Below are 20,555 nucleotides of genomic sequence, written 5' to 3'. Positions count from 1 at the left end.
TTCATGACCCTGCTCGAATTACGAGAACTGACCGTCGGTGTGATCGCCGACGAAACCGAACGCGAACTGGTCCGCGAACTCTCGTTCGACCTCGAACAAGGCCGGACACTCTGCGTGGTCGGCGAATCCGGCAGCGGTAAAACGGTGACGGCCTTGTCGATCATCCGGTTACTGGAGTTCGTCGCGCCGGTGTTCACCCGCGGTGCCATCACCGTCGACGGCGTGGACGTCACGCGGCTTTCCGCCGACGAGATGCGCGCCTACCGCGGCCCGCGGATCGGCATGATCTTCCAGGAGGCGCTGGATTCGCTCAACCCGAGCCAACGGGTCGGCAAACAGCTGATCGAGGCGTACCGGAAACCCGGCTCCCTGCCACGCCAGGCCGCGCGCAAGGGCACGCCGCTGCACCGTGAGGCCGAGGCGAAGGCTCGCGGCTTGTTGCAGGAGGTCGGCCTCACCGACACCGACCGGGTGCTTTCCCTGTACCCGCACCAAATGTCGGGCGGGATGCAGCAGCGCGTGATGATCGCGCTGGCACTCATGGCCGACCCGGCCCTCCTGATCGCGGACGAGCCGACCACCGCCTTGGACGTGACCACGCAGGCGGAGATCCTCACCCTGTTCGATCGCGTCCGCCGTGACCACGGCACCGCCTGCGTCTTCATCACGCACGACATGGGGGTGGCCGCGCAGGTCGCCGACCGGATCGCGGTGATGTACCGCGGCGAACTCGTCGAGATCGGGTCCACAGAGGACATTCTGCACGCGCCGAAGCATCCCTACACCAAGGCGTTGCTCGACTGCGTCCCGCAGCTCGGGGTGAGCAGGCGCGACGGGTTCCCCACCATCTCCGAAGCACTGCTCGAAGCCGCGATGAACGGCGAATCGGCGGTCGCGACCGAAACCAGGTCGTTGAGCCGCGCGAAGACCGAAGGCACCGGCGAGGGCACCGCGCTCGTCATCGACTCGGTGTCCAAAGTGTACGGACGCCGCGGCCGGTTCTCCCTGAGCCGGGAGCCGGAGGTACAAGCGGTCAAGAACGTCTCCTTGGAGATCGCGCCCGGCGAGTTCTTCGGTCTGGTCGGGGAATCCGGTTCGGGCAAGACCACACTCGGCCGGCTGGTGAGCGCGCTGGAGGCGCCCACCGAAGGCGCCATCACCTTCGGCGAGCACCGGTGCACGCCGTCCGGCCTCGACGGCGACGAGCGGGCGTTCCGCCGCCGCGCGCAGCTCATCTTCCAGGACCCGCAGAGCTCGCTCGATCCCCGGCACACCGCCGCCCGGATCATCGCCGAACCGTTGCGGGAACTCACCGGCCTCCGCGGCGCCGAACTGGATCGCCGTGTCACCGAACTGATCGACGAGGTCGGCCTCCCCTCCGATACCGCAAAGAAGCTGCCCTCGCAACTCTCGGGCGGGCAGCGGCAGCGCGTCTCGATCGCCCGCGCGATCGCCGCCGAACCCGACCTCATCGTCGCCGACGAGCCCACCTCCGCGCTCGACGTCTCGGTGCAGGGCCAGGTGATGAACCTGCTGCTGGACCTGCGGCGCACCCGCGCGCTCAGCTTCCTGTTCATCACGCACAACCTCAGCCTGGTGCTCTCCGTCGCCGATCGCGTCGGCGTGATGTACCGGGGCGAACTGATCGAAATCGGCGGCCCGGACGAGATCCGGCTCCGCGCCCGGCACGAGTACACCCGCCGTCTCCTCGCGGCGAACCCCGAACTGCCCGCCCACCCCCACACTGGAGTGCGGAACCCATGAGACGAACCCTGACCAAGGCCGCGCTCGGCCTGGCGACCGTCCTGCTGCTCAGCTCGTGCATGGGAGGGCAGGCAGGCGGTGGGGCCGCCGACGGGCCGCCGAAGCCCGACGGCAACCTGAACGTCGCCGTGCCCACCGACCCGCAGTCCCTCGACATGGTCGCGAATCCCGGCCAGGTGACCGCGCACATCGGCAACATGATGTACGAGAAGCTGTTCGAGGTCGACAAGGGCTTCACCGCCCGGCCCATGCTGGTCGAGGACTACACCACCAGCCCGGACAGGCTCACGTACACCTTCAAGCTGCGCCAGGGCGTCACGTTCCACGACGGCAACCCGCTGACGTCCGAGGACGTCGTCGCGAGCCTCAAGCGGTGGCAGCAGGTGCATCGCACCGGCCAGCTGGTCACACCGGACATCGAGGCGATCACGCCCGCGGACCCGGCGACGGTGACCATCAAGCTCAAGCAGCCGCGCTACCCGCTGATCAACGAACTCGCCGGCGCGGGCACGGAGATCTACGAGGCGAAGAACCTCGCCGGCGTCGCGCCGACCGGTTTCGCCCAGGACAAGGCGATCGGGACCGGGCCGTACAAGCTCAAGAGCTGGGACATCGGCCGCGAACTGGTGCTGGAGCGGTTCGCCGGCTACAAGTCCCGGTCCGAAGAGGACTGGGGCGGGCAGGCCGGCGCCAAGCACGCGTACCTGGGCACCGTGACCTACAAAGTGGTCTCCGACCAGGACGCGCTGATCAACGGCCTCCAGACCGGCCAGTGGGACCACATCATGCCCACGAACGACCAGTACGAGCCGCTGCGCAACAACCCGGCCGTGGTCGTGCACAACCTGCCCGGCGGCAACGACAACGTGGTGATCCCGAACTTCAACACCGGTTCGAAGTTCGCCGACCCCCGTGCCCGCGAAGCGCTGAACCTGTTGCTGGACAAGCCCGCGATCAACGCGGCGACCGGCGGCAGCAAGGACCTCACCGTCGAGACCGGCGCGTTCGCCTCACCGGACAACAAGCAGTTCTATTCGACCGCGGGCGAAGAGGTCTACAAGGCGCACGACCCGGAGAAGGCCAAGCGGCTGCTGGCCGAGGTCGGCATCACCGCCGGCGCCACGATCCGGATCGTCACCACGAACTCGTACCCGGAGTTCGGCAAGTGGGCGGTGCTGATCCAGGACAGCCTGTCGAAGATCGGCATCAACACGAAGATCGACACCTTCGACTTCGCCACCATGCTCGGCACGCTGACCAAGGAACCGGGCGGCTGGGACATCACCACGCTGTTCTTCGACTCGGCGCTGACCTCGCCCGCGCAGATGCCCGCGCTCACCCTGGGCACGCTGAACGGTTCGTCCTCTCCCGAGCTTGACGCGCTCATGGCCGAGTTCAACGCCTCGACCACGCCGGAGCAGGCGAAAGCGGTGGTCGACAAGCTGCAGGCGTTCACCTGGAAGCAGCTGTCTGTGATCACCCTGAGCCAGTCGAAGCTGTATGCGGCCTACTCCCCCAAGCTCAAGGGTTACGGCGACTTCTACCGCGTCTTCTGGAACACCTGGCTGGCGTCATGACCGGTCTGCTGCTGCGCAGGCTGCGCGATCTGGTCATCATCCTGGCGATCGTCGGGACGATGATGTTCTTCGTCATCCGGCTGATCCCCGGCGACCCGGCGCAGGCCATCCTCGGCCCGACCGCGCGACCGTCCGATGTGGACGCCCTGCGGGAGAGCATGGGACTGAACGGGACGCTCTGGGAGCAGTACTTCAGCTGGGCCGGGAACGTGCTGCAGGGCGACTTCGGCACGTCGATCACCTATCACGCTCCGGTGCTCGGAGTGGTCGCCGACCACATCCTGCCGACGCTGACCCTTGCCGTGCTGTCCACCGTGATCAGCTTCTTCCTTTCGGTCGCGATCACCTCGTGGCAAGCGGTGTCGCCACGCAATCCGGTGGCGCGGGCGCTGGACCGGTTCTCCGCGCTCGGGATGGCGATGCCGGACTTCTGGATCTCGCTGATGCTCGTGCTGGTGTTCTCGGTGACGCTGCGCTGGTTCCCCTCCAGCGGCTACGAGAACCTGTTCACCGATCCCGCGACCGCGGTGCCCGCGCTGGTGCTGCCGCTGACCGTGCTGGTCATCGGGCAGACGGCGTTGTTCGTGCTCACCCTGCGGGAAAGCCTGCTCGGCGAACTGCCGTTGGCGTATCTGCGCACCGCGCGGGTGAAGGGGCTCTCGGAGCGGCAGGTCATGACCGAACATGTCCTGCCGAACGCGCTGATGCCGCTGATCACCCAGCTGGGCAGCAACTTCGCCATGCTCGTCGGCGGGATCGTGATCATCGAGTCCATCTTCGTCGTGCCGGGGCTCGGCCATCTGCTGATGGGCGCGGTGTCCACTCGCGACTTCCCGCTGATCCAGGGTGTGACCCTGTTCGTCGCGGTGCTGTTCGTGCTGGTCAACCTGCTGGTGGACCTGTCGTACGCGCTGCTCGACCCGAAGGTGCGTGTCTCGTGAGCGTGGCACTGGTGGAAAAGACGTCGCCGGTACGCGAAACGCCGCCGTCCGGCCGGGCCGCCAGGGTGTTCCGGCGCAACCGGATGCTGGTGATCACGACCGGGTTGCTGGCGGTGATCGTCCTTGCCGTGATCGTGCTGCCGTTCTTCCTGCCGAGCGTCAGCGCGACCGACCCGGTCAACCGGCTCCTGCCGCCGTCGGCCGCGCATCCCCTCGGCACGGACTCGTTCGGCCGTGACGTGCTCGCCCGGCTGGTCTCCGGCGGGCGGGCGTCGCTCGGGCTGTCCGCGCTGATCACCCTGTGCGCGGCCTTCAGCGGCCTGGTGATCGGCCTGATCAGCGGGTTCTTCCGCGCCGCCGACGCCGTGCTGATGCGGGTGATGGACGCCTGGATGTCGTTCCCGGCGATCATCCTCGCGATGGCGCTGGCGATCTCGCTCGGCGCGAGCATCTGGACCGAACTCATCGCGCTGACGGTGATCTTCACGCCGTTCACCGCCCGCGTCATCCGCAGCCGGGTGCTCGGCATCGCCGGCCGTGCCTATATCGGTGCCGCCCGGGTTTCGGGGATGAGCAAGTGGAAGATCCTCGTCGTGCACGTGTTCCCGAACGTGCTGCCGCTCGCGCTGGTGCAGGTGGTGATCCTGTCCGCGGCGGCGATGCTGGTGGACGGGGCGATGAGCTTCCTCGGTCTCGGTATCGCTCCCCCGACCCCGACCTGGGGGAACATGATCGCCGAAGGCCGGTCGTACCTCGTGCAGGCGCCCTGGCTGGTGATCGTGCCCGGCGTGACGATCATGGTGTGCGTGTTCCTCCTGAACCTCATCGGCTCGTCGCTGCGGATCGCCGTCGACGCCCGCGCGCGGACGCTGAACGAGATGCAGCGCCTGCGCACCCGCCGCCCCTCCGCCAGCTGAGAAAGGATTCCGTTGTCTGCCACAACTTCCCTGGCCGTGCGCCGCTTCGCCCCCGAGACCGTTTCGGGACCGCCTGTGCTGCTGGTGCACGGATTCGCCTCCGACGGGCACACCGACTGGATCACCACGGGCTGGCCGGCCACACTCACCGCCGCGGGCCGCGAGGTGCTCGTGCCCGACCTCCCCGCGCACGGCTCCAGCCCGGCGCCCTCGGGTTCGCTGGGTGCCGCCGCGATCACTTCGGAACTGACCCGACTGGTCTCCGATCTGTCCGAAGTGGACGTTGTCGGGTACTCGCTCGGCGCGCGGTTGGCTTGGGAACTGCCCGCGCGAGCTCCGGTCCGGCGGCTCGTACTCGCCGGCGTGAGCCCGTTCGAACCGTTCGGCGCCGTCGACGTCGCCGCCGCGCTGGCGTTCGCCGACGGCGGCAAAGCACCGGCGGATCCGCTCACCGGGATGATCGCGCGGATGATCACCGCGCCGGGACGGAACCCCGCCGCGCTCGCGCGATGCATCGAAGACCTGCGGGCGGAGCCTTTCGCGCCGGTTTCCGGTGCCGTGTCCGTGCCGACCCGGTTCGTCGCGGGGGTGGAGGATCCGGTGAGCCAAGGCATCGAGACGTTGGTGGAGCTGGTGCCGGGAGCCTCGCTGGTGCGAGTACCCGGGGATCACGGTGGGGCTTTGCGGAGTCCGGAGTTCAAGGCGGCGGTACTGGAGTTCCTCGGCTGAGGTTGTGCTCGGTTCCGCCTTCGTGTCATGAAAGGGTCGTTCAGGACATCTTTTGTCCTGAACGACCCTTTCATGACATCCGGGAGGCGGGACCGATGCCACGAACGGTCCGTTACTGGCAAATTTTGCAAGGAAAGGACCTTTCATGGCACGCCAGGTAGGGGTGGCGGCCTCGTGTCGCGAAGGTGCGACAGGTGGGGGCCGCGCACTCCCGCCGCCGCAATGAAGGACGCTTTCATAGCAAAATTTGCTATGAAAGCGTCCTTCATTGCGGTCCCGAAAGGCGTCAGAAGGTCCCATCGGCGGCGACCGAACGGTCCAGCCAGAGATCCTCCAGAGCCGCCCGCACCTCGGCCCCTCGAGAAGCGGCCAGCGCGACAGCGCCCAGGTTGTCCTCCAGCTGAGCCATCCGGCTCACGCCGAACAAAACGTTCGCCACCGGCGCGTACGCCAGGCAGAACGCGACGGCCAGCTGCGAAGGACTCACCCCGAAGTCCCCGGCCACCGCGACCACTCGCGAAGCGGCGGCGCGGATCGAATCGCGGATCCCGCCCGGATCCGCGCCGATCTTCCGCGATGGGGTCTTGCCGAGCAGCACTCCGCCCTCGAACACGTCCGACGCCTGCAAGGTCAACCGCCCGGCTTCGAAATGCGCGCCGTAGAACGGGCCTTCCGCCATGGACCGCCGCGCGACGCTGTACTTGAGCTGGGCGAAAGCAGGTGCCGGAAGTCCTTCGCGCGAGGCGAAGTCCAGTGCCTGGTCGAGGTCCGCGGCCTGCCAGTTGTTCACGCCCCAGACGTCGAAGCGGCCGAGCCGGATCTGTTCGGCCACCTCGGTGACGATCCGCGGGATGTCCGGGCGCTCGAAGTAGTCGCCGACCACGACGGCTTCCGCGCGGTCGACGCCGACGCGGTCGAACGAGGTCGCGAGCTGCTCGGCGAAACCGGTGTTCGGGTAGTCCCAGAGCCAGAGTTTGCCGCACAGCTGGTATTCGTCGCGGCTGATCCCGGCCGCTCGGACGGCCTCACCGAAGAGGAGATCCGTGCGCGACTGTTCGGCATGCGGCCCCATGTCGTAGTGGGCCACGTCGAACAGCGTTACCCCGGCGTCGATCGCGCGCCGGAGCAGGCGCACCGCGTCGTCGAAGTCCATGCGGTCCCAGGTGTTCCACGATCCCAGGCCCAGCGCCGAAGTGGCGAAGCCCAGCCCGTTCAGCTTCTCGTGCACGAGATTTCCTTTCGCCGGCAACGGAAACAAGTTTTAGTCTACGATCGTAGAATGAACAAGAGACTCGTAGTGGTGACCGGCGGCGCCAGTGGCATCGGCCGCGGAGTCGCCGAAGCCTTCCAGTCCGCGGGTGACCGTGTGGTCATCGCCGACGTCGACGCCCGCGCGGCCCACGACCTGGCCGGTGAACTCGGCGCGGAGCATGTCGAACTCGACATTTCCGACCCCGGCTCGGTCGACGCGGCGCTGGCGTTGGTCACCGGCCGGTTCGGCCCGGTGGAGGTCCTGGTCAACAACGCGGGTCTCGCCGGGGGCGGCGGGCCGTTGGTGGGGCTGGACATCGGCATCTTCGATCTGTGCATGCGGGTGAACTTCCGCGGCACCTTCCTGATGACCCGCGCGGTCGGCGCGCACATGCTGGAAGCGGGCACCCGAGGCGCCATCGTCAACATCACCTCCATCGGCGCCCGGCAGCCGACCCCGGGGCTCGGTCACTACGAGGCCACCAAGGCCGCCGTCGAGGCGCTCACTCGCTCCGCCGCGCTCGAACTGGCACCGCACGGTATCCGCGTCAACGCCGTCGCGCCCGGCCCGGTGCTCACCCCGATGACCGCCGGTTTCGCCTCGGACACCGCCGCCCGCGCGGCGTGGGAAGCGAGGATTCCGCTGGGAACCATCGCTTCCGTCGCCGACGTGGTGCCGTCAGTCCTGTTCCTCGCCTCCGCCGACGCCTGCCATCTCACCGGGGTGAGCCTCCAGGTCGACGGCGGGCAACTGCTCACCTGAGTACACGACGCGGCCGCCGGACACGGTGAGTTCGACACCGACGTCCGGCAGGTCCGCGAACGCTACCTCGAGCGGATCGGCCGCCAGCACACAGAAATCGGCGACCCGGCCCACGGTCAGCGATCCCTTCCAGCCCGCCGCCCCGTCCTGTTCGGCGGCCGCGACCGTGTAGCAGCGCAGCAACCGTTCCATCAGCTCGGCGTCCACTTCGGACACATTCAGCATCCGCGCGGCCGCGGCGATGTGCATCCGCCAGTCGGGAGTGACCACCGGCGCGTCACTGCTCAAGGTCAGCGGCACACCCGAACCCAGCATGTCCCCCAGCGGCCAGGCGCGGGCACCGGCCTCGGCGCCGAGCGCGTCCGACAGCATGCCCCGCATGGCGACCGCGATCGCGGGCTGCGTGGTCAGGCCGACCCCCGCCGACGCCATCCGCGCCAGCTGATCCGCCGTCACCAGATCACCGTGCACCAGGTGGTCGCCGCGGCGAAGCGATCCGAGCGCGGCCTCGATGCTGCGATCCCCGGTGGCGTGCACGGCGACCGTCATCCCGGCGTCATGGGCGAGGCGGATCATCGCGGCGAGGTTGTCCGCGCGTTCCGGGTCGTCGTCGCCGTCGACGAGCAGCGCACCGTGCGAACCGTCGGCGTAGCAGTGATGTGTCCACGCGGACCGCATCGGCGGGATGCCGTCGGCGAAGATCTTCACGCCGGGAACGGTGAGCCACAACGGATCCGCGACCGGTGACGGCGACGCCAGCCCGCACTCGAAGTCCGCCAGCGAACTGGCGCCGTCAAGCAGGCCGAAGAGCCGCAACGCGGTGACCCTCGCGCGAAGCAGCCCTTCCGCGGCCAGCGCCGCGTACTCCTCCAGCACTTCGGCGCCGAAGCATCCCGTCTCACCCGGACCGAGGCCCGGTTCGGTGTAGCTCGTGATGCCCAGTGACGCGCACAGATCGCCCGCGCGCAGGATGGCGGCGCGCCGCTCGGCCGCGGTCCGTACCGTTTTCTCTTCTCCCCCGGTGAATCCCGCGCCACCGATGAGCATGTCCGGCCAGCGGGCACCGAGCCAGGTCGCGTGGAGGTGTGAATCGTTGATACCGGGCAAAGCGGTTCTGCCCGCGAGGTCGATCACTTCGGTCTCCGGGCCGATGTGGTCCAGCGCGACATCACCGAGAGCCACGATCCGGTCTTCGCGGACGGCCATCGCCCGCACGACCGTGCCCGCCGGGTCGAAGGTGCGGATCGGCCCGCCGCGGACCACCAGCGATGCGGGACGAATACGTTGCGACGGCATGGTTTCCTCCGGGATCTGGACTTTTTCTCCTACGACTGTAGACTAAAAAGATGGTCAACAGAACCGAAGCGGCGGTGCTCACCGAACACGGCTCCGCGCTCACCTTGCGGGAACTACCGCTGCCCGAGGAGCCGGAACCGGGCGCCGCGCTGGTCCGGATCACCTGCACCACGCTGTGCGGCACCGACGTGCACCTCTGGTCCGGCCAGATGACCTTCCCCGGCATGCTCCCGATGGTGCTGGGTCACGAAATGGTCGGCGAGGTGGTGGCCGTCGGACCGGGTACCATCGACACCCTCGGCCGCGAGATCGCCGAGGGCGACCGCATCGGCTGGTCCGAGTCGACGTGCGGAAAGTGTTACGGCTGCACGATCCTGCGGGAGCCGGTCGCCTGCGAGAAGCGCGGATACGGCTTCCTTCAGCGCTCCGACGTCTTCCCGTACGCGACCGGCGGCCTCGTCCGGTACTGCTACGTGACACCCGGCGCGGCCAAACTCCTTCTGCCGGACGACGTCAAGGACACCTGGGCCTCGATGTCCGGCTGTGCGGGCAAAACGGTGCTGCGAGCCGTGTCGCGTTCTGGCGGGATCCGGCCCGGTGCGACGGTCGTGGTCCAAGGTGCGGGCGCGCTGGGCGTGTTCGCCACCGCCGTCGCCCGGATCTCCGGCGCGGGCGACGTGATCACCATCGGCGGGCCCGCCGACCGGTTGAAGACGGCCGAACGTTTCGGGGCCACCGCGACGATCCCGGTCGACGGCAGCACGGAAGACCGCATCGAGCGGGTCAAGGAACTCACCGGCGGCCGGGGCGCCGATCACGTCTTCGACTTCGCCGGCGGGCCGACCATCGGCGAGGAGGCGGTGGCGTTCGCCGCCCAGCGCGGCACGGTCGCGATCGTCGGTTCCACCGGTCCCGCGCCCTCCCCGGTGGCGCTGGGCACCGTGATGGGTAAGGAACTCACGGTCGCCGGCTCGCTCAACGGCGACATCGCCGACTACCACCGCTCGGTGGACTTCTTCCGCACGTTCGCCGATCGGCTGCCGTGGGACGAGCTGTTCAGCGCGCCCGTCGGCCTGTCCGAAGCTTCGAAGTGCGTCGAGTCGATGTCGCGGCTCGGCGAACTCAAGGCCGTCATCGACCCCCGTCTGCCCTAGGAGATCCCATGTCCGTCATCCCCCAGCGCCGGATCGGCCGCGACGGGCCGCTCACCGGCGTGCTTTCGCTCGGCTCCTGGCACACCTACGACCGGATGGACTTCCGCGAGGCGGTGAACCTGGTCCGCACCGCGGTCGATTCCGGGATCACGCTCTTCGACGTCGGTGTCTACGGTTTCCCCGGCGCCACCCCGGTGTACACCGACGTGCTGTTCTCCGCCATGGTCCGCGCGGCCGGGCTCCGCCGCGACGACTACCTGCTTTCGAGCAAGCTGTGGCTGGAGGGTTATCCGGAGCACAACCTCCGCGAGCAGCTGGACAACGCGCTGTTCCGCGCCGGCGTCGAGCACGCCGATCTGGTGGTGCTGGGCGATCTGCGCCGCGACGACACCGATTTGCACCAACTGGTGCTGGACCTGAACGAGCTCCGCGAAGCCGGGCTCATCCGGCAGTGGGGTGTGAACAACTGGTCCGCCGCCACGATCCAGGCCCTGCACGACTTCGCCGCGGCGGAGAACGTGCCAGGACCCGCCATCGCGCAGCTGAAGTACAGCGTCGCGCGCCGGTCCATTCCGGACGGTGAGCCCTTCAAGAAGGTCTTCGGCGAACTCGGGGTCACGCTCCAGTCCTCGGACATCTTCGAAGGCGGGATCCTGCTGGGCAAGAACAGCGGCGCGCGCCAGGTCGGCCGCGACCCCGGCGACATCCGCGAACGCATCGCCGCCTCCGCCCCGGAGCTGGCGAAGATCGCGACCGAACTGGACGCCACCCCGGCGCAGCTGTGCCTCGCGTTCACCCTCACCCACCCGGCCAACACGACCACCCTCTTCGGCGCGACGAGCACCGAGCAGCTCAAGGACAACCTGGGCGCGGTGGACCTCGTCGAGCGCGTCGGCGCGGACCGGCTCCGCGAGCTCGTCGAGCCGTATTGGGCCGACCGCGGCGTCGTCGCTCCGGAGGGACCGTGACGGCCTTCGATCCCGAACTCACCGCGGCCCTCGAAGGATTGCCGACGGGACCACCGCTCGGCGCCGGCTCGCTGGCGGGCATCAGGAAGGCGATGGCCGACGGGAACCTGAGTTGCGCCGAGGCGATCGGCGACCGGGATCTCGTCTGGGAGGACCGGCAGGTGCCCGGTACCGGCGTGGTCGTCACCGTCGTCAAGCCACGGGACACCCAGGGCGCGCCGGGGTTCTACAACATCCACGGCGGCGGCATGGTGCTGGACGACCGGTTCGCCGACCTGCCCCGGATGGTCGCGCTGGTCGAGGAGTTCGGCTTCGTCGCGGTGACCGTGGACTACCGGCTGGCTCCCGAGCACCCGCATCCGGCACCGCTGGAGGACTGCTACGCGGGCTTGACCTGGATGGTCGAGCACGCGGACGAACTCGGCTTCGACCCCGCCCGCCTGATCGTCGGCGGCGGCAGCGCGGGAGGCGGGCTCAGCGCGGGGATCGCTTTGCTCGCCAGGGACCGCGGCGGGCCGGCGCTCGCCGGCCAGCTGCTGCTGTGCCCGATGATCGACAGCCGCAACGACTCCGCGTCCACAGTGGAATTCGCCGAACGCGGCGTGTGGGGCCGGACCGCCAACGAGTTCGGCTGGCGCTCCCTCCTGAATGGACAGACATCGCCGTACGCGGTCCCGGCGACCGCGGAGGATCTCACCGGGCTGCCGCCCGCCTTCATCGAGGTCGGCGCGGCCGAGATCTTCCGCGACGAGGACGTCGATTACGCGCGGCGCCTCTGGCAGGCGGGTGTGCCCACGGAGCTGCACGTGTGGGCGGGCGCGTACCACGGTTTCGACCGGATCGCCCCGGACAGCGAGGTGACCCGGGCCGCGCTCGCCGCCCGGGCCTCCTGGCTGCGCCGCACTATCGGCCGAGCATGAACCGGGCGGCCTGCTCGCCGACCAGCACCGCCGGCGCGTTGGTGTTGCCCGTGGTCACCCGCGGCAGCACCGACGCGTCGGCGACCCGGAGTCCGCTCAGGCCGTGGACGGCGAGTTCCGGGTCGACCACGGATTCGGCGTCGGTGCCCATCCTGCAGGTCCCGACCTGGTGGTGGTAGGTGATCGCGGTCCGCCGGACGTATTCGCGGACGTCGGCGTCCGGTCCCGGATACAGCTCGCGGGCACCCCAGTCCTCCGCCAGCGCGGCCGCCCGGCCGATCTCGCGGCATTGCTCCACCGACGCGACCAGGCTCTCGAAGTCGGCCGGGTCTTCCAGTGCGGCGAGGTCGATCAACGGCTCGTCGAGCGGGCTCGGCCCCGAAAGCCGGAGACTGCCCCGGCTGCGCGGCGTGACCATGCCCGCCATCAGCGAGAACCCGGTCTCCGGGCCGGTCATCCACGACTCGTACATCGGCACGCTGAAATGGATCGGCTGCGTGTCGGGCACCGCCAAGCCGGGACGGCTGCGCCAGAACAGATGGGTCTGGGTCACCGAGCGGCCAGGAGCGGGCGGGTCGACCTGACGGCGGTCGGTCGCGAAGATGACCGGCGAGAGCAGGTGGTCGTGCAGGTTCTTCCCCACCCCCGGCAGATCGGCCACGACGTCGATGCCGTGCGCGGCCAGTTCCCCGGCCGGACCGACACCGCTGCGCAGCAGGATCGCCGGTGACGCCAGCGCTCCGGCGGCGAGCACGACCTCGTCGGCGAAGACCTTGCGCAGTTCGCCGTCGACCTCGGCCAGCACACCGGTGACCTTGTCGCCCTCGAAGAGCAACCGGTGGACGAGCGCTCCCGTGTGGACGGTCATCCGCTCGGCGGCGGGGCGCCCGTAGGCGAGCCAGGTGTTCAGCCGCTTGCCGTCGCGTGTGGTGACGCGCTGCACCGAGACGCCGTCCAGCTCGTCGCCGTTGTAGTCCGGGTTGAACGGCAGGCCGATCTGCACCGCCGCGTCCACAATGGACTGCTGGATCGGGTGCAACGGCTCGTTCGGCACGACGTCAAGCAGATCCTTCTCGATCCGTTCGAACACCGGGCGCACGTCGTCCCACCGCCAGCCAGGCAGCTCCCAGCCGTCGTAGTCGGCCGGGGCGCCGCGCACCCAGATCATCGCGTTGAGCGAATGCGACCCACCGAGCACCTTTCCGCGCGGCAGATGCAGCCGCCGGTTCGCCGCGTGCGGCTGCGGCACCGTGTAGTGGTCCCAGTCCTCCGGCCCGTGCCACAGCTCCCCCGCCCGCGAGGGGTCGTGGATGGCCGGATTGGTGTCCGGCCCGCCCGCTTCGAGCAGGGTGACCCACGCCCCGGAGTCGGCCAGTCTCCTGGCGACCACCGAACCGGCCGAACCCGCTCCCACCACGATGACGTCCATGTCCCTCACCCTCGCAAGGCGCGGCCCCGTCCGGCGGATTCGGTTCGCTGGCCGACAATCGGCGTGCCCTGGCGGGCAAGACCGGGGACCGCGTGGCGCCCGATACTCGATCACACACCGGTCGAGGAGGAGCTAGCCATGGCCACACGCCTGTTCATCGACGGACAGTGGACCACCGCGGGAGGCGGGTCCCTGCCGACGTACGATCCGGCCACCGGCCAGGTGATCGAGGACGTCGGCACCGCATCGTCCGCCGACGTCGACGCGGCCGTCGGCGCCGCACGGAAAGCCTTGAACGACCCCGCCTGGGCGGGACTGCTGCCGGTCCAGCGGGCCGCATTGCTCTTCAAACTGGCGTCGCTGGTCGACGAGCACCACGAGGAGCTGGCCGCGCTCGAGACCCGCGACCAGGGCCAGCCGATCGGCATCTCCCGCCAGGTCAGCGTCACCGGTGCGGCCGAGCATCTGCGGTACTTCGCGGGCTGGGTGACCAAGATCCAGGGCACCACCAACCCGGTGTCCTTCCCGGACACGCTGCACTACACCCGCCGCGAGCCGGTCGGGGTGAACGCGCTGATCACGCCGTGGAACTTCCCGCTGATGATCCTGGTGTGGAAGCTCGCGCCCGCGTTGGCCACCGGCAACACCGTGGTGATCAAGCCCAGCGAGGTCACGCCGCTGACCAGCATCCGGCTGGTGGAACTCGTGCACGAGGCCGGGTTCCCGCCGGGGGTGGTCAACCTGGTCACCGGTGACGGCGCGGTGGGCGCGCTCCTGAGCAAGCACGACGACGTCGACCACCTGTCCTACACCGGGTCGACCGCCGTCGGGAAGCTGATCACGGCCGCCAGCGCGGAGTCGAACCTCAAACGCCTCACCCTCGAACTCGGCGGCAAGGCACCCAGCATCATCGCCGGCGACGCCGACATCGACGCCGCCGTCGCCGGCAACCTCGCGGGAGCGACGCTGAACAGCGGACAGGTCTGTGCCGCGTACACCCGGTTCTTCGTGGACCGCAAACGCGAGCAGGAGTTCGTCTCCAAACTCGCCGCCGGGCTGGAGGGCCTCAAGCTCGGGCCGGGCCTGGACGAGTCCACCCAGCTCGGGCCACTCGTGTCCGCGAAGCACCGCGAGCACGTGGACTTCATGGTCTCGACCGGTCGTGAGCAGGGCGCCGATCTGGTCACCGGCGGCCGGCGCATCGATCGCGAAGGCTACTTCTACTCGCCGACACTGTTCGCCGGGGTGGCCGACGACATGACGATCATGCGCGAAGAGATCTTCGGGCCGGTCCTCGCCGTCACCGCCTACGACGATCAGGACGAACTGCTCGCGCGGGCGAACGACACCGAGTACGGGCTCGCGGCCACCGTGTGGACCCGCGACCTCGGCGTCGCGCAGCGGTTCGCCAACGGCATCCGGGCGGGCGCGGTGTTCGTCAACATGCCGCCGATCCCGGATATGGCCGCGCCGTGGGGCGGCTACAAGGCGTCGGGCTGGGGCCGCGAGATGGGGCCGTGGGCGATCGACGCCTACACCGAGATCAAGTCAGTCTGGCTGCACTACTCGTGACCGCCGGCGACGCGGTGAACTCGACCGCGATGAGCAAGTCGCAGATCGCCTACCACTGGATCAAGGCGAGGATCGACGACGGCACCTTCTCCCCCGGCTACCGCCTCGTGTTCGGGCAGATCGCGCAGGAACTCGGGGTCAGCACCGTACCCGTGCGCGAGGCCGTCCGGCGGCTGGAAGCCGAGGGGCTGGTGACCTACGAGCACAACGTCGGCGCGCAGGTCGCGATGGCCGACGAACGCGACTACCAGCACACCATGCAGACCCTCGCGCTGGTCGAGGGGTACGCCGCCGCGCTGGCGGCGCCGACGCTGCCCGGCAAGGCACTCGACGAGGCCAAGGGACTCAACGCGGAACTGACCGCCTGCCTGGACAACTTCGAACCGTCGCGGTTCACCGCGCTGAACCGCGACTTCCACCGCGTCCTGTTCGGCACCTGCCCCAATCCCCAGGTGCTCGATCTGGTCAACCGCGGCTGGAACCGGCTCGCCGGGCTGCGCACGTCGACGTTCAGCTTCGTCCCCGGCCGCGCGCACGAATCCGTGCAGGAGCACCAGAACATCCTCGACCTGTTCGATCGGAACGCGCCGGCCGGGGAGATCGAACTGGCCGTGCGGGAACACCGGTTGACCACGCTGGAGACCTTCCTGGCGTCGCGACATCCCTATGCCTGATGCGCCCAATGTGGCATTGGGGACACTGACCGTCCCCAATGCCACATTGGGCGCATGCCCGGCTTCCGATTCCTTTGTGGACACTCGCGTAGAGGGTCGATCCTTAGGACGGGAAGGTTTTCGGAGGCGGGAACGCGTAGAAGCGCACGGAGAGTTCCTTCTCGCCCTCCACCGGACGACGTCGGCGCCGGCAGTACCGCGCGATGAGTTCGCGGTACTCCGCGTCCAGCTCACGGAACTCTTCCTCGGTCAGCCGCGCCGAGGTCCGTTGAGCCGTCGACCACGGGCCGAACTCGTCGCGGTGCTCCGCGGCCCAGGACAGCAGGGCGACCTCGTTCGCGTACTTCGCGTCGAGGAACGCGGTGACCCTCTCCCGTTCCTCGCCGTCGTAGTCCTCAGGCCTCGGCTCACGCAGGTCCTGCGGGATCGCGATCCAGTCACCTTTCCGGTCACAGCGGATGAAACCGTTGTCCCGCAAAGTATTCAGGCATTTAATGACTTCGGCACGCTCCAATCCTGTCCGGCGCGCGACCGCCTCCGTGTCGCCGGGAAGCTCGCGCGTCACCCACTGGTATCGCGGATCCTCCCGCATCTCGATGTCCCGCAACGTGACCGATCGCCGCAGCAGCGCGGTGCTCAACAGGCGCCGCGCGGCGAGGGCCAGCAACACGGCGACCGGGATCTCGACGAGGACGGCCAGCGCGACGCTGGTCCAGCGTTCGGGCGACGTCCAGCCGAGCATGACGTCGAACCAGGCGTCGCAGCACAACAGCGCGGCCGTGGCGGACAGTAGCGGCACGGCCGCCCGGCGGCGGCGCAGCCCGAGCCACGCTCCGGCCGCGAAGCAGAGCAGGAGCGCGACGTCGAATCCGACCCAGGCCGCGCGCCACTGGCCGGTGTCGTACCGGTCGGGCAGCGTGTGCGCGAGGTAGACGGTCCAGGGCACGAGCAGGACCGCCGCACCGGCGAGCACCGTCAGCAGGAGGCGTCGGATCATGATCACGACGGTAGAAGGGGGCGGCGGCAAGGGCATCCGGGCTTTTCCCTGGTCCGGCCTCAGGGTCGCCGCACTAGCCTGAACGGCCGATACCGGGACGGGCCGGGAGAAAGGTAAATTCCGGAAGCCCGATCCGGGCCTTCACTGGGGGGTACATGAGTCCAACACTGGGTACTTCGCGTCCACTGTCGACTTTCAGATCCCGGGTGGCGGCTCTGGCCGCAGGGATCCTCACGTTTTCGCCGGTCGTGACGGGCTTCGCCGCCGAGGCGGCACCCGCGACGGCCCTCACTTCACCCGCGTCGAGTTTCACCGCCGTCCAGCCGACCCGGTTCCTGGACACCGTCCGCGGCGTCGGGATCCCGGTCGGGCCGGTCGGCGCGCGCACCACGGTCACCGGCAGCGCCGCGGGCCTCGCGCCCGAAGGCACCACGGCGGTCGTGCTGAACCTCTGGGCGGAAGGCCCGACCGCGGACACCGCGGTGACCGTCTTCCCGCACGGCACCGCGCGGCCGGGTTTGCCGAACCTGCTCGTGCAGAACGGCAAGCGACGGTCCAATCAGGTCACCGTGCAGGTGGGCGCCGACCGGAAGCTGGACTTCTACCACGAGTCCGGGTCGACCCACCTCATCGCGAGCATCATGGGCTACTACACGACCGCCCCGGGATCGCGGTACACGCCGGTGAGCGCGTCGCGGCTACCGGTCTCCTCGATCGGGGCCAACGCCACGACCCGGCTGAGCTTGACCGATCAGGTGCCCGCGACGGCCACCGCGGTCACCTTCAGTGTGACGCTGAGCCAGCCCACCGTGGCCACGTATCTCACCGCCTCCCCCGCCGCGACCCCGCGACCGACCATGTCCAGCGTCGCCGCCTATCCGGGCGGCACGGGCTCGAACCTGATCACGGTCAAGATCGGCGCCAACCGCTCGATCGACCTGTACAACCTGGCGGGCACGGTGCAGGTCGAAGCCAACGTGGTCGGCTTCTACGCCAGTGACTACGGCGCGCTCTTCACCCCGGTGGCGCCGGAACGGGTTCTCGACAGCCGTAGCGGTCTCGGCGTCTTCGACGGTCAGCCCAAGAGGATCGGCCCGAAGAGCGACCTTTCCTACCGGCTCCAGTCGTCGATCCCTTCGCACGCGCTCGCCTTGGCGTTGAACCTGACCGGGTACTCGGCGACCGAGAACACCGCCATCACCGCCTGGGAGAACCGGTCGAGCAGTGAGCCGCCCGCCAGTGTGCACGTGGCTCCCGGACAGACCATCTCGGTTGCTGTCGCCCCGCTGGCCGGGGCGATCTTCCCGTCACCGGGCACGGCCGCCGACCTGATGCGCACGACCTACGTCCACAACCGCGCCGGCTCGATCGACGTGACCGCCGACCTGTCCGGCTACTTCACGCTGCCGCCCGCCGACTGCGTGGTGAACTGCGTGACCACCTGGGGTTCCTACTCCTGGGAGCAGGGCGCCGGGACTCCGATGACGATGAAGCCGTTCAGTGGCTTGAGTGATGTCGTCGCGCTCGCCGGATGGTCCGACAGTGGTTACGCGCTGCGTGCCGACGGCACCGTCCGGGCCTGGGGCGCCGCCTCGGCCGGACGGCTCGGCAACGGCTGGTGGGGCGGCGCCGCCACCACTTCGCAGTCGCCGGTTCCCGTCGTGGGGCTGACGTCCGTCAAGGCCATCGCGAGTGGCGACACGAAGGGCTACGCCCTGAAGACCGACGGCACCGTGTGGCAGTGGGGCCAGAACGTCAGCGTGCCGGTCCAGGTCGCCGGGCTGACCGGGGTCATCGCCGTCGCGGCGGCCAGGGAGACCGGGTACGCGCTGAAATCCGACGGCACCGTGTGGTCGTGGGGCGGCAACACCCGCGGCGAACTCGGGAACGGCTCCACCGCCGCGAGTTCGGCCACCCCCGTGCGCGTCTCCGGGCTCAGCGGCATCAAGTCGATCGGTGCCGGAGACGGCTACAGCGGTTACGCCGTCAAAACGGACGGCACGGTCGCGGCCTGGGGCGACAACTCCAGGAGCCAGCTGGGCAACGGTGTCGCGTGCACCTCGACCTGTGTTTCGCGGGTCCCGGTGCCGGTGACCGGATTGAGCGGGGTCACCGCCGTGACCGGTAACTGGGCACGCGCCTTCGCCCTGAAGTCCGATGGCACCGTGTTCGCCTGGGGCGACAACGGCAGCGGCGGGCTCGGCAACGGCTCGGACTGCACGGACTGCAGGTCGTCGACCCCGGTCCAGGTCCGCGATGTGACCGACGCGAAGGCCATCGGAGCCGGTTATGCCGTACGCGCGGACGGCACCGTCCTGGGCTGGGGCAGCAACCAGGACCTCGGGCTGGGCCACGCCGTCATGAACTACCCGTACTACACCACGGTTCCGGTGCAGGTCCCCGGTCTGACCGGGGTCAAGGCCATCGCCGTCGGCCTCGCCCTGGGGCAGTAAGCGACAGCTGAGCTTGTGTCGCGGCGCTCCCAATGTGGCATTGGGGACACTCACCGTCCCCAATGCCACATTGGGAGCACGCCATCGCCCACGAGACTTGAGTCTCCACCCGCTGGAGCCTTTACCGTCGCTCCCATGACGATCAAGGTTCTCGACACCTACCCCACGATGCGGAAGATCCTGCGCGCGCCGCGAGCGGACCGCGCCGCGCTGCTCAAGGCGATGATCGAACCGGCCGCCGGGATGTACCGCTACTTCCCCGGCGACGTGGACGTCGTCGCGATGCACGCGATGAGTTCCGGGTTCCCGCTCGACCGCGACGAGGAACGCTGCCTCGTGGCACTCGAAGCCCTCCACGAAGCGGACGCCTGGAACCGGATCCAGCGGGCGCTCGACGACGCCCTCACCGCACAGCTCGCGGCGACGCCCGGGCTGGCGGTCCCGGACATCACCGTGCTCACCGTGCTGGGCGATCCCGGCGACGCGCACTACATGGGCCCGAACCTCGGGATGACGGCGAACGGCAGCGTGTCCGGCTACATCCACCTCAACTTCTGGCCGTATCCGGAGAACTTGGCGCGGCTGGAGGCCACGGCGGTCCACGAGCTGAACCACAACCTTCGCTACAGCCCCGGCGGGGTGATCTGGGATCCGGCGACGGTCACCGTCGGCGAGCAGATCGTGTCCGAAGGGCTGGCGGACGCCTTCGCCCGCCAGTTGTACGGCGACGAACTCGGCTACGCCCGCATCGGTGTGCCGCATCTGCACGACGACGCCGTGTTCGCGAAGGTCGTCTCCGGGCTGGAGATCACCGGCATGCAGAACTTCGCGGCCTGGGTGCACGGCGACGAGACCGCCGCCCGCTACGGCGGTACTCCCGTCGGCCTGCCGGCCGGCGCGGGGTACGCGGTCGGGAACCGGCTCGTCGACGCTTACCTGGCGGCGACGGGCCGGACCGCCGCGGAGGCCCTGCTGGCGGACCGCCGCGACGTCATCGACACCGCACTGGCCCAGGTGTCCTGAGCCAGAAGTGTCGTGTCAGGTGGTCGGTCCGTGAAGGGCCCCTTTTCCTTAACCCCTCTCAATCACTCGGGCATTCTGCCGCCCGCGAGCGTCTGTCCTGTGTGGACAGTCGCGGCTCGAAACCCTT

The 20,555-nt window shown here is 69.1% G+C and carries 17 protein-coding genes; 13 read left to right on the top strand and 4 right to left on the bottom strand.

The window, feature by feature from the left end:
* Nucleotides 1–3 precede the first annotated feature (3 nt).
* The 5 genes from ACIHAO_RS41600 to ACIHAO_RS41580 all read left to right on the top strand — a co-directional run bounded on the left by ACIHAO_RS41600 (nucleotide 4) and on the right by ACIHAO_RS41580 (nucleotide 5,928).
* Entirely contained in the window at nucleotides 4–1,764 is a 1,761-nt protein-coding gene (locus tag ACIHAO_RS41600; RefSeq protein ID WP_396567615.1) for a dipeptide ABC transporter ATP-binding protein, read from the top strand.
* The gene (locus ACIHAO_RS41595) at nucleotides 1,761–3,341 is read left to right on the top strand and encodes an ABC transporter substrate-binding protein (protein WP_396567613.1); all 1,581 of its coding nucleotides are present in this window, start codon (nucleotides 1,761–1,763) and stop codon (nucleotides 3,339–3,341) included. The genes ACIHAO_RS41600 and ACIHAO_RS41595 overlap by 4 nt, the downstream gene beginning before the upstream one ends.
* Nucleotides 3,338–4,282: an ABC transporter permease gene (locus ACIHAO_RS41590; RefSeq protein ID WP_396567611.1), complete on the top strand. Its 945-nt coding sequence runs from the start codon at nucleotides 3,338–3,340 to the stop codon at nucleotides 4,280–4,282. Before ACIHAO_RS41595 ends, ACIHAO_RS41590 begins: the two co-directional genes overlap by 4 nt.
* Complete coding sequence (locus ACIHAO_RS41585; protein WP_396567609.1) at nucleotides 4,279–5,199, top strand: ABC transporter permease; 921 nt, start codon at nucleotides 4,279–4,281, stop codon at nucleotides 5,197–5,199. Before ACIHAO_RS41590 ends, ACIHAO_RS41585 begins: the two co-directional genes overlap by 4 nt.
* A gap of 75 nt (nucleotides 5,200–5,274) precedes the next feature.
* Complete coding sequence (locus ACIHAO_RS41580) at nucleotides 5,275–5,928, top strand: alpha/beta fold hydrolase (RefSeq protein WP_396567641.1); 654 nt, start codon at nucleotides 5,275–5,277, stop codon at nucleotides 5,926–5,928.
* A gap of 286 nt (nucleotides 5,929–6,214) precedes the next feature.
* Here the strand turns inward: ACIHAO_RS41580 and ACIHAO_RS41575 are convergent, their stop codons facing one another.
* The gene (locus ACIHAO_RS41575; protein WP_396567607.1) at nucleotides 6,215–7,156 is read right to left on the bottom strand and encodes an aldo/keto reductase; all 942 of its coding nucleotides are present in this window, start codon (nucleotides 7,154–7,156) and stop codon (nucleotides 6,215–6,217) included.
* 69 nt (nucleotides 7,157–7,225) lie between these two features.
* Here ACIHAO_RS41575 and ACIHAO_RS41570 point away from each other — a divergent pair, with 69 nt between their 5' ends.
* Nucleotides 7,226–7,942 (top strand): SDR family NAD(P)-dependent oxidoreductase, encoded by a 717-nt coding sequence (locus tag ACIHAO_RS41570; RefSeq protein WP_396567639.1) that lies wholly within the window; start codon nucleotides 7,226–7,228, stop codon nucleotides 7,940–7,942.
* Here ACIHAO_RS41570 and ACIHAO_RS41565 read toward each other — a convergent pair.
* Entirely contained in the window at nucleotides 7,859–9,238 is a 1,380-nt protein-coding gene (locus ACIHAO_RS41565) for an amidohydrolase (protein WP_396567605.1), read from the bottom strand. The genes ACIHAO_RS41570 and ACIHAO_RS41565 overlap by 84 nt on opposite strands.
* A gap of 50 nt (nucleotides 9,239–9,288) precedes the next feature.
* Here ACIHAO_RS41565 and ACIHAO_RS41560 point away from each other — a divergent pair, with 50 nt between their 5' ends.
* From ACIHAO_RS41560 to ACIHAO_RS41550, 3 genes are read left to right on the top strand one after another with little or no spacing between them, the layout of a single operon-like run.
* A complete protein-coding gene (locus ACIHAO_RS41560) occupies nucleotides 9,289–10,392 on the top strand; it encodes a zinc-binding dehydrogenase (protein WP_396567603.1) in 1,104 nt (367 codons plus the stop codon).
* Between the two features lie 8 nt (nucleotides 10,393–10,400).
* A complete protein-coding gene (locus ACIHAO_RS41555) occupies nucleotides 10,401–11,360 on the top strand; it encodes an aldo/keto reductase (RefSeq protein WP_396567601.1) in 960 nt (319 codons plus the stop codon).
* Complete coding sequence (locus tag ACIHAO_RS41550) at nucleotides 11,357–12,280, top strand: alpha/beta hydrolase (protein WP_396567599.1); 924 nt, start codon at nucleotides 11,357–11,359, stop codon at nucleotides 12,278–12,280. The genes ACIHAO_RS41555 and ACIHAO_RS41550 overlap by 4 nt, the downstream gene beginning before the upstream one ends.
* Here ACIHAO_RS41550 and ACIHAO_RS41545 read toward each other — a convergent pair.
* Entirely contained in the window at nucleotides 12,264–13,709 is a 1,446-nt protein-coding gene (locus ACIHAO_RS41545) for a GMC family oxidoreductase (protein ID WP_396567597.1), read from the bottom strand. The two genes, ACIHAO_RS41550 and ACIHAO_RS41545, sit on opposite strands and share 17 nt — an antisense overlap.
* Before the next feature lie 138 nt (nucleotides 13,710–13,847).
* On the opposite strand from ACIHAO_RS41545, the gene ACIHAO_RS41540 reads away from it, so the two are divergent.
* Nucleotides 13,848–15,281: an aldehyde dehydrogenase family protein gene (locus tag ACIHAO_RS41540; RefSeq protein WP_396567595.1), complete on the top strand. Its 1,434-nt coding sequence runs from the start codon at nucleotides 13,848–13,850 to the stop codon at nucleotides 15,279–15,281.
* The gene (locus ACIHAO_RS41535; RefSeq protein ID WP_396567593.1) at nucleotides 15,278–15,955 is read left to right on the top strand and encodes a GntR family transcriptional regulator; all 678 of its coding nucleotides are present in this window, start codon (nucleotides 15,278–15,280) and stop codon (nucleotides 15,953–15,955) included. The genes ACIHAO_RS41540 and ACIHAO_RS41535 overlap by 4 nt, the downstream gene beginning before the upstream one ends.
* Nucleotides 15,956–16,058: 103 nt before the next feature.
* Here the strand turns inward: ACIHAO_RS41535 and ACIHAO_RS41530 are convergent, their stop codons facing one another.
* Nucleotides 16,059–16,952, bottom strand: coding sequence for a hypothetical protein (locus ACIHAO_RS41530; RefSeq protein ID WP_396567591.1), 894 nt, complete (start codon nucleotides 16,950–16,952; stop codon nucleotides 16,059–16,061).
* A gap of 248 nt (nucleotides 16,953–17,200) precedes the next feature.
* On the opposite strand from ACIHAO_RS41530, the gene ACIHAO_RS41525 reads away from it, so the two are divergent.
* Both ACIHAO_RS41525 and ACIHAO_RS41520 read left to right on the top strand, forming a co-directional pair.
* Nucleotides 17,201–19,405 (top strand): RCC1 domain-containing protein, encoded by a 2,205-nt coding sequence (locus ACIHAO_RS41525; protein ID WP_396567589.1) that lies wholly within the window; start codon nucleotides 17,201–17,203, stop codon nucleotides 19,403–19,405.
* A gap of 135 nt (nucleotides 19,406–19,540) precedes the next feature.
* On the top strand, nucleotides 19,541–20,428 hold the full coding sequence (locus ACIHAO_RS41520) for a DUF2268 domain-containing protein (protein ID WP_396567587.1): 888 nt from the start codon (nucleotides 19,541–19,543) through the stop codon (nucleotides 20,426–20,428).
* Nucleotides 20,429–20,555: the final 127 nt, after the last annotated feature.

It is taken from the genome of Amycolatopsis sp. NPDC052450 (assembly GCF_044547565.1).
In the GTDB taxonomy this organism is placed as follows: domain Bacteria; phylum Actinomycetota; class Actinomycetes; order Mycobacteriales; family Pseudonocardiaceae; genus Amycolatopsis.
This window is presented reverse-complemented; position numbering and strand designations above follow the sequence as displayed.